Origin of the sequence: Bartonella raoultii (assembly GCF_019659805.1) — a bacterium.
GTDB classification, from domain to species: Bacteria; Pseudomonadota; Alphaproteobacteria; order Rhizobiales; family Rhizobiaceae; genus Bartonella; species Bartonella raoultii.
In genome coordinates this window covers 82,342-90,622 of the sequence record NZ_JAIFRO010000007.1, presented here as the reverse complement: position 1 = coordinate 90,622, position 8,281 = coordinate 82,342, and the positions used below count along the sequence as shown (strand labels likewise).

Annotated in this window: 3 protein-coding genes; all 3 read left to right on the top strand. The window is 35.2% G+C overall.

Annotation, left to right across the window (positions count from 1 at the left end; genetic code table 11):
- Positions 1 to 223: 223 nt before the first annotated feature.
- The 3 genes from K3248_RS07275 to K3248_RS07265 all read left to right on the top strand — a co-directional run bounded on the left by K3248_RS07275 (position 224) and on the right by K3248_RS07265 (position 8,263).
- Positions 224 to 5,197: a DEAD/DEAH box helicase gene (locus K3248_RS07275; protein WP_220717710.1), complete on the top strand. Its 4,974-nt coding sequence runs from the start codon at positions 224 to 226 to the stop codon at positions 5,195 to 5,197.
- A 1,552-nt stretch (positions 5,198 to 6,749) separates the two neighbouring features.
- Entirely contained in the window at positions 6,750 to 7,487 is a 738-nt protein-coding gene (locus K3248_RS07270) for an LbetaH domain-containing protein (RefSeq protein ID WP_220716907.1), read from the top strand.
- 86 nt (positions 7,488 to 7,573) lie between these two features.
- Positions 7,574 to 8,263 (top strand): hypothetical protein, encoded by a 690-nt coding sequence (locus K3248_RS07265; protein WP_220716906.1) that lies wholly within the window; start codon positions 7,574 to 7,576, stop codon positions 8,261 to 8,263.
- Positions 8,264 to 8,281: the final 18 nt, after the last annotated feature.

The window sequence follows — 8,281 nt, the reverse complement described above, 5'->3', positions numbered from 1 at the left end:
CGTATTGCATTTGTCTTGATTAACACGTCAAACGATAAGCAAATTTCACTTCTTTGCTCATCTGGCTTGCGTCATAGGCTGTGGATAAAGTGCCTTTAAAAACCCCTTTTGAAAAAATTTATCCGTTTTTTCTCATTTCGTTCAAAATGGATTTAATAAACTTCATTTTGATTCTTTTGATAAGAATTAACCCTCTCATACTAAAATGGAGTTCTGTTGTAATATGCTGCAATCTATTAAGTCTGATCATGAACACGTCTCTTTACGCTCTCTCTTACAATCTTATCGTGAACAGACAACTTCAAAAGCTCAACAGGGGAAAATTTTTGAAGCTTTTGTTAGCAAATATCTTATGCATGACCCCTTGCATTATGGACGGTATGAAAAGGTTGAAAGCTATTTTGAATGGGCTAAAGAACGCAAAGATTGGAATAAAAATGATATCGGCATTGATTTGGTTGCAAAGCTTCGCAATCAAGAAGGGTATGTTGCTATCCAATGTAAGTTTTATAAAGCAAACCATCAGATCAGTAAAAAGGATATTGATAGCTTTATCGCAGCCTCTGGAAAAGACATCTTTAAATATCGTCTTCTCGTTGATAGCACTGAAAGTGAATTAAGTGACAATGTGAATGCAATGATTAAAGGACAAGCGATACCCGTTTATCGTATTGACCTTCGTTATATGGAAAACAGTCGTATAGACTGGCAAATATTTGCAACAAAACAAGAAGTTGTTTTGAAATCAACAAAAGAACCTCGCCCCCATCAAGAAGAAGCCATCAAGAAAGTTTGTGAAGGTTTAAAAGAAGCAGACCGTGGCAAGCTGATTATGGCATGTGGTACAGGCAAGACGTTTACAAGCCTTAAAATAGCAGAAACCCTTGCTGGGAAAGGCAAGCGTGTATTGTTTCTGGTGCCCTCACTTGCTTTGGTCTCGCAAACGATACGTGAATGGACAGCAGATGCACAAATTCCCTTGCGTTCCTTTGCCGTATGTTCTGATACAAAAGTAGGTAAACGTCGTAAAAACCAAGATGATATTGTTGGCATAGAAACATCAGATCTTGTGCTACCAGCTACAACAGACGTAAAAGCTCTTGCCAAAGAAGCTTGTGAAAGCTTCATAGAGGCAATGACCGTCATTTTTTCAACCTATCATTCCATTCAAGTGATTTCCGATGCGCAAAAGGAATATGATTTACCCGAATTTGATCTAATCATTTGTGATGAAGCACACCGTACGACTGGAGCTTCATTGGGATCTGATGATAATGAATCTGAATTCATCAAGGTTCATGACAATAGTATCATTCGAGGTAAAAAACGTCTATACATGACAGCAACACCTCGTATCTTTAGTGAGACTGCCAAAAGGCGTGCTGATGAGATTAATGCCGTTTTGGCATCTATGGATGATGAAGCGCTTTTTGGAAAACAACTCCATCATTATACCTTCGCTGAAGCTGTCGATAATGAACTTTTAACCCCTTACAAGATTGTGGTTTTAGGTATTGATGAAACCTATATCACACCAGCCATACAAAAGATTATTGCCAATGAAGACCATGAAATTGATTTAGATGATGCGGCAAAAATTATTGGCTGTTATAGAGCTCTGACCAAAATAGATAAAAAAGCAGCTGTTGATGATGATGATACAGAGCCCATGCATAGTGCTTTAGCTTTTTGTAAAGATATTAATACTTCTAAATATGTTACAAAGCTCTTCAATCAAATTATCAAATCTCATATCAATGATTTCCTTAAAGACGTTCCCTTTTTGAACTGTGAAGTAAGACATATTGATGGAAAGCAAAGTGTCAAAAAACGCAATGAAGAACTGGATTGGCTTAAACAAGATGCGGGTCACAATGCGTGTCGGATCTTAAGTAATGTTCGCTGTCTTTCAGAAGGGATTGATGTCCCTGCTCTTGATGCGATCATGTTTTTACACCCGCGCAATAGCCAAGTGGATGTGATACAGGCGGTGGGGCGTGTGATGCGTCGTGCCAAAGGAAAAAAGACGGGCTATATCATTTTACCGGTTATCATTCCTTCACACCTAGAAGCCAAAAAAGCTTTACGGAATAATAAGAAGTATCGTGTTGTTTGGCAAGTTTTGCATGCTTTACATTCCCATGATGAGAGGCTGGCTCGAACGATTAATCAGATGTCGCTAGGACAAGATAGCAGTCATACGATTGAGATTATAGAGGTTAAGCGTGCCGATGAATTAAAAGAACTCACCACAACGGTTGATGAGGTATCAATACCATCAAAAGCAGAAAGTTCTAGACATGTTATTGGAACAGCAGCAAGCAAATCCAAATCGGCATATAGAGAGCAAACAGAATTACCCCTCCCTTCTGAATTTGTTGATTTTATCAAGACAATTTTTCTGGATAGTTTTAAAATCACGGACTATTGGGAAGATTGGGCTGACAATGTTGCTGAGATTGCACAAAACCATATCACCCGTCTTAAAGATATGCTTGTGGATGAAAAGAGTGAAACTTTTCATGCCTTTGATACCTTTCATAAGGAATTAAAAAACAACGTAAACAGTGAAATCAAACAAGAGGAAGCCGTTGAGATGTTAGCCCAACATCTTGTGACGCGTCCCGTGTTTGAAGCTTTATTTGATGGCAATAAATTTGTACAGAACAATGCTATTTCACAAGCCATGGAAAAGATTTTAGCAAAACTGGATAAAACTAATATTGAGGAAGAAGCAAAAGATCTCGATAAATTCTACAAAAGTATCACATTCTGTACAGCAGGGATTACCGAACCCCAAGCAAAGCAGAATCTTATTATCAAGCTTTACGAAAGTTTTTTTGCCAAAGCATTTAAGAAAACCACCGATAGGCTTGGGATTGTTTATACCCCCGTTGAGGTTGTGGATTTTATCATTCGCTCTGTTGATGATGTCTTGCGAAGTGAGTTTGGAAAAAGCTTGGGTTCACGCGGTGTTTCTATTCTTGACCCTTTTACAGGTACTGGTACCTTTATCACACGGCTTTTACAATCCAATCTCATCAAACCAGAGGATATGGAATATAAGTTCCGTCATGATATCCATGCTAATGAGATTGTCTTGCTAGCCTATTACATAGCAGCGATTAACATTGAATCGACTTATCATAGTCTTATGGAAGGAGAGTATATTCCTTTCAAACATATTGGCTTAACCGATACGTTTCGGATGATTGAAAAACAAGATTTGATGAAAGGCATACTTAAAGAAAACAGTGAATATTTAGAACATCAAAAAAATCTGGATATAAAAGTTATCTTTGGCAATCCCCCTTATTCAACCGGTCAAAAAAGCGAAAATGATAATGCAAAGAACAACCCCTATCCTATATTAAATGACCGTATTCGTGAAACCTATGCTGCTCAATCTAAAGCAAATCTTAGGCAAGCGCTTTATGATAGTTATATTCGTGCTATTCGTTGGGCTAGTGACCGTATTGATAATGCTGGGGTAATCGGATTTGTCACAAATGGAAATTTCATCAGTGGGTATTCTATGGATGGCTTACGAAAATCTTTAGCCAAAGAATTTACGAGCATTTATGTGCTTAATTTACGAGGGGATATTCGTAAAAATATGATGAACAAAAAGAATTCTCAAGAAGGAGAAAATGTTTTTGGCAATGGTAGTATGACCGGTATTGCGATAACATTGTTTATCAAAAATCCCAATGTTTCTGGAGATTGTAAAATTTACTATCATGACATTGGAGATTCTCTCACAAAAGAAAAAAAGCTTAAGATAATCGAGGCTCTTGCTAGTATTGAAGGCATTACACGGAGCAAAAAAGGCTGGCAAATAATTACACCAGATAAACACGGTGATTGGCTTGGTCAACGGGATGACAGTTTCAAAGCATTTTTAGCTATGGGTGCTAAAAAAGGACATGATAAAAAACTGTTTGAGATTTATTCTTGTGGTCTAAAAACCAATCGTGATGCTTGGACATACAACTCTAGCCGTGATGCTTTATCAAAAAATATGCACAGCATGATTAGCTTCTATAATAACGAAGTGAAACGTTTTAACGATACTTATCACACTGACCATAAAGCACGTACAAAGGTTGTAGATAATTTTGTTAATGCGGATGAGAAAAAGATAAGTTGGAGCCATAATGTTAAGCAGGAACTGGTAAAAGGAAAAATTTTCGAATTTGAAGATACATGCCTTATTCAAAGCCTTTATCGCCCTTTTACACAACAGTGGCTTTATTATAATCGCGCCTTCAACGATAGAGTTTCCAAAATGCCGTGTATATTTCCTATGGAACAGATGAATGAAAATAAAATAATACAAGTTACAGGTATAGGAGCAATGGTGGGCTTTTCTGTCTTAATGACCAAGACTCTACCTAATTTTCACGCAATAGATACCAGTCAATGCTTTCCACGCTATATTTACGAAGATACTACGGTTTCAAAAAATAAAAGTGAGAAACAATCCCATTTATTTGCAAATGCTATAGAAGAAAGTAAAAGTGCTGGTTTACAGAGACGTGATGCTATTACGGATGAAGGTCTAGCCTATTTTAAAGCAGCTTATCCTAATGAGAATATAACAAAAGATGATCTGTTTTATTATGTTTACGGTTTACTTCATTCAAAAGATTATCGTACTCGTTATGCTGATAACCTCTCTAAAGAATTGCCTCGTATTCCTTGCGTAAAAACTGCTGATGATTTTTGGATGTTTGTTACAGCAGGGCGTGAATTGGGTCATTTACACGTAAATTATGAAGATGTGGAACCTTATCCAGTAACCTTTAAAAAAGGCAATCCGAAACAAACTGATATCTCTAATCCAGAAAAGTTTTATTATGTAACTGAAATGAAATTCGCAAAAATTAAGGATAGTAAGGAAAAGGATAAATCGACAGTTATTTATAACAGCAATATCACAATAACAGACATTCCTCTTGAAGCTTATGAATATATCATCAATGGCAAGCCTGCTCTTGAATGGGTTATGGGACGTCAATGCGTTAAGACTGATAAAAAGAGTGGTATTGTGAATGATGCCAATCGCTATGCTGTTGAAACCATTGGAAACCCTGCATATCCATTGGAGTTATTCCAAAGGGTTATTACCGTAAGTTTAGAAACCATGAAAATCGTTAAAAACCTACCAAAATTAGAAATAAGAGAAACTGAATAAACTCATAAAGCATGCTCACATAATGGGCATGCTAATTTTATAAGGGGTATAGGGTCTTATAACTATAGATTTATATCCCTTTTATAAATTGCTTACATACAATCTTAAAAGGAATAATTTATCATGCGTTATTCTAAAAAGAAAAAACTTGCACTTTTAAACACCCTTATTTGGATTGCCTTTAAGAGATTATACCGTAATCTCAAATGAGTGCTTTATTGTTTTTAAAAGCCTTGTTTAAAGAGAGATTTGTATATTCATTTTCTTATATTACTTATAGGTTTTGAAGGTTTCTCAAACCCTCAAAATACCTTCAAAAATATACTATGGGTTGAATTTAAGGTTATCTTGTCGATATAGGTTGTATTATTAAAATAATAACATATTGAAATATAATAACTTTTATTTTTTTTGATTGAAAAAAATATATAAGGGGGCGTAAAAGGAACCCTCAAAATCTTCAAAATACTCAAAACTCATAACCATAATGATCTTGATAGCATTTCTTATGATTATACCCCCTTTCTTTTGAAAGGCTTTAAAAGATCACATGCTTTCATAAGACGTGTTTTAATCATTCTCTAAGATAATCATTTTGTCGGTTCAATTTACTGACAGATAACTGACAAATATATATTTACAGCTGTATTTAAGGTTGTATTGTCGATATGGGTTGTATCATTAAACTACTAACATATTGAAATATAATGTTTTTAATTTTTTCTCATTAAAAAAAAATAATATAGGGTCTAAAAAGAACTGACAAAAATGATAAAAGTCTATTAAAAGCGATTTTGCTAATCTCTATAGTTATCAATCTTTCTTTAGATGTTTTCATAACAGACTATAAATAACAATTATCCTTTCTCTTATGAAAATGAAAAATGATGCTGTGGCTATAAAGAATATAACAGCTATAGAGAATGCGTGAAAAAAGCAGGTTTTTATAATCACAATGCAAATGAAAGCGTTTTTATAAAGACAGTTCCTATAAAAGGCTGTTAAATTGCAAATGTGTTATAAAAGAAATTAACAGAAATCTTAAAAACCATTTAGTAAAAAAATAAGATAGGTTATAAAGATAAAAATACGCATAATGAGAGCGTTTCTAAATATTATAAATGTATAGATTCAAAAAAGAACGCTATCGTTTAAGAAAGTCCATAATATAGCTTTAAAAGACTATAATACAAAAGAAGCAATTAATAAGCATATAAATAATATTTACACACAATGAATTAAAAAAATCATAAAGAAATATCAAAAAAGTTCATAAATTAATTGACAATAAATACGTATTTTGTTATATAAATAATCAAGTGATCAAAACACTAAACATGTAGCGAAAAGGTTGCGATAAACCTAATCCTATTATAAAAACTGACTATCTTTTGTGCTATGATTAGCATATATGGTGATTTTGTCGGGTGTAGTTACGCCATACAAGACTCTTATGAGAAAAGCGTAACAACGGACTACATGCCGTGTTTTGAGCGCCCGGCGCCTTTATAGGAATGTCAATTCAAAACTCTAAATCATGTAGGATTTAATTATGAAAAATATTTCAAAAAACACCCCCGTTATCTCTAAAATTGCTAATAAAACTGTACCTGCTAACAAACAAGAGCCTGCAAAAAAATACGAGTTTATTAATGACGGTGACTATGTAGATGGTCATTTCTTAACGCGAATTAGAGCTTTAAGAGATTTTGATGATGTCAAAAAAGGTGACCTCGGGGGGTATATTGAAAGTGAAGATAACCTATCGCATGAGGGCAATTGCTGGGTGTATAACAAAGCACGGGTTTTCCAAAATGCACGTGTTTTTGGTAATGCAAAGGTAAGAAGCTTTTTTGTAGACGTTTATGGCAATGCGCAAATTTATGGTAATGCTATTTTTGAAGGGATGACATTAAAGGACAATGCAAAGCTGTCGGGCAATGCACAAATTTATGATAACGCCCGTGTCACTGACCATGCTCATATTTCCGATAATGCTGTCATTTGTGATGATGCTCATGTTGGTGGCAATGCGAAAATAAGTGGCTCTGCTTATATCTGTGATGACTCGCGTGTTTTTGATGATGCGATTGTTTGTGATGCTCTTATCTCTGGCTCTTCTTATATTCATAGCAATGCCTTTTTAGAAGCGAATGAAGATATCTGTGATAATGAATATCCCGAATTTGGTAGCGAAGATGATTATTATCGTCATGAATATTATGCTGATTTTGAAGGCTATTATGATAATGATGATGATAACAGCGAATATGAAACTGATGCTGCTTAAATAAAGCGCGGGCGCGGCGGGGGTGCCTGCTTTTTAACCAAATTCTTTCATTCAAAAATTGAATCTTCTTATAAAGGAATTGTGCTATGCAAAAAAAGTTTGCACTCACAAATGAGACACGTGTATTAAATAATCAAACCCTTTATCGCATTAAAGCATTAAGAGACTTTGCTGATGTAAAGGCTGGGGATCTCGGTGGTTTTATCGAAAATGAAAGCAATCTCTCTCATGATGGCAATTGCTGGGTATATGATAATGCTTGTGTTGTAAAATCTGGTCGTGTTTATGAAAATGCAAGGGTCTATGGCAATGCTGCCATTGGTGGTTTTGTTTATGGCAATGCTCATGTATGTGATAAAACCCGCGTGTATTTTGAAGCTCATGTTTATGGCAATGCTCATCTTTCTCATAATGCTTGGATTTATAATAGTGCAAGGGTTTATGGGAATGCAAAATTATCTGGATGTGCACGTATTCATAGCAAGGCTGAGGTTTATGACAATGCTGTTGTGAGTGGTGCTGCAAAAATTTATGGCAAGGTTTATGACAATGCTAGCGTGGGTGGGTATGTTAAGGTCTACGGCTCTGTTTATGGGAATGCAAAAGTGACTGGTTATCACACCATTAGAGGTTTGGTACATGGCAATGCAAGATTAAAAAGAGATGGTTATTCATATGTTGAACAAAACATTTACTATGCATATGGGATTCCCGAAGATTGTGAAATTTATGAAAGCGATCACGTTGTAAAAATTATTGAAAACAAAGCAGCATAAATAAAAGCAGCGGCGTTG

What these genes read in the sequence shown, in the direction of transcription:
- K3248_RS07275 (WP_220717710.1), top strand. Translation starts at nt 224, where the DNA reads ATGCTGCAATCTATTAAGTCTGATCATGAACACGTCTCTTTACGCTCT.
- K3248_RS07270 (WP_220716907.1), top strand. Translation starts at nt 6,750, where the DNA reads ATGAAAAATATTTCAAAAAACACCCCCGTTATCTCTAAAATTGCTAAT.
- K3248_RS07265 (WP_220716906.1), top strand. Translation starts at nt 7,574, where the DNA reads ATGCAAAAAAAGTTTGCACTCACAAATGAGACACGTGTATTAAATAAT.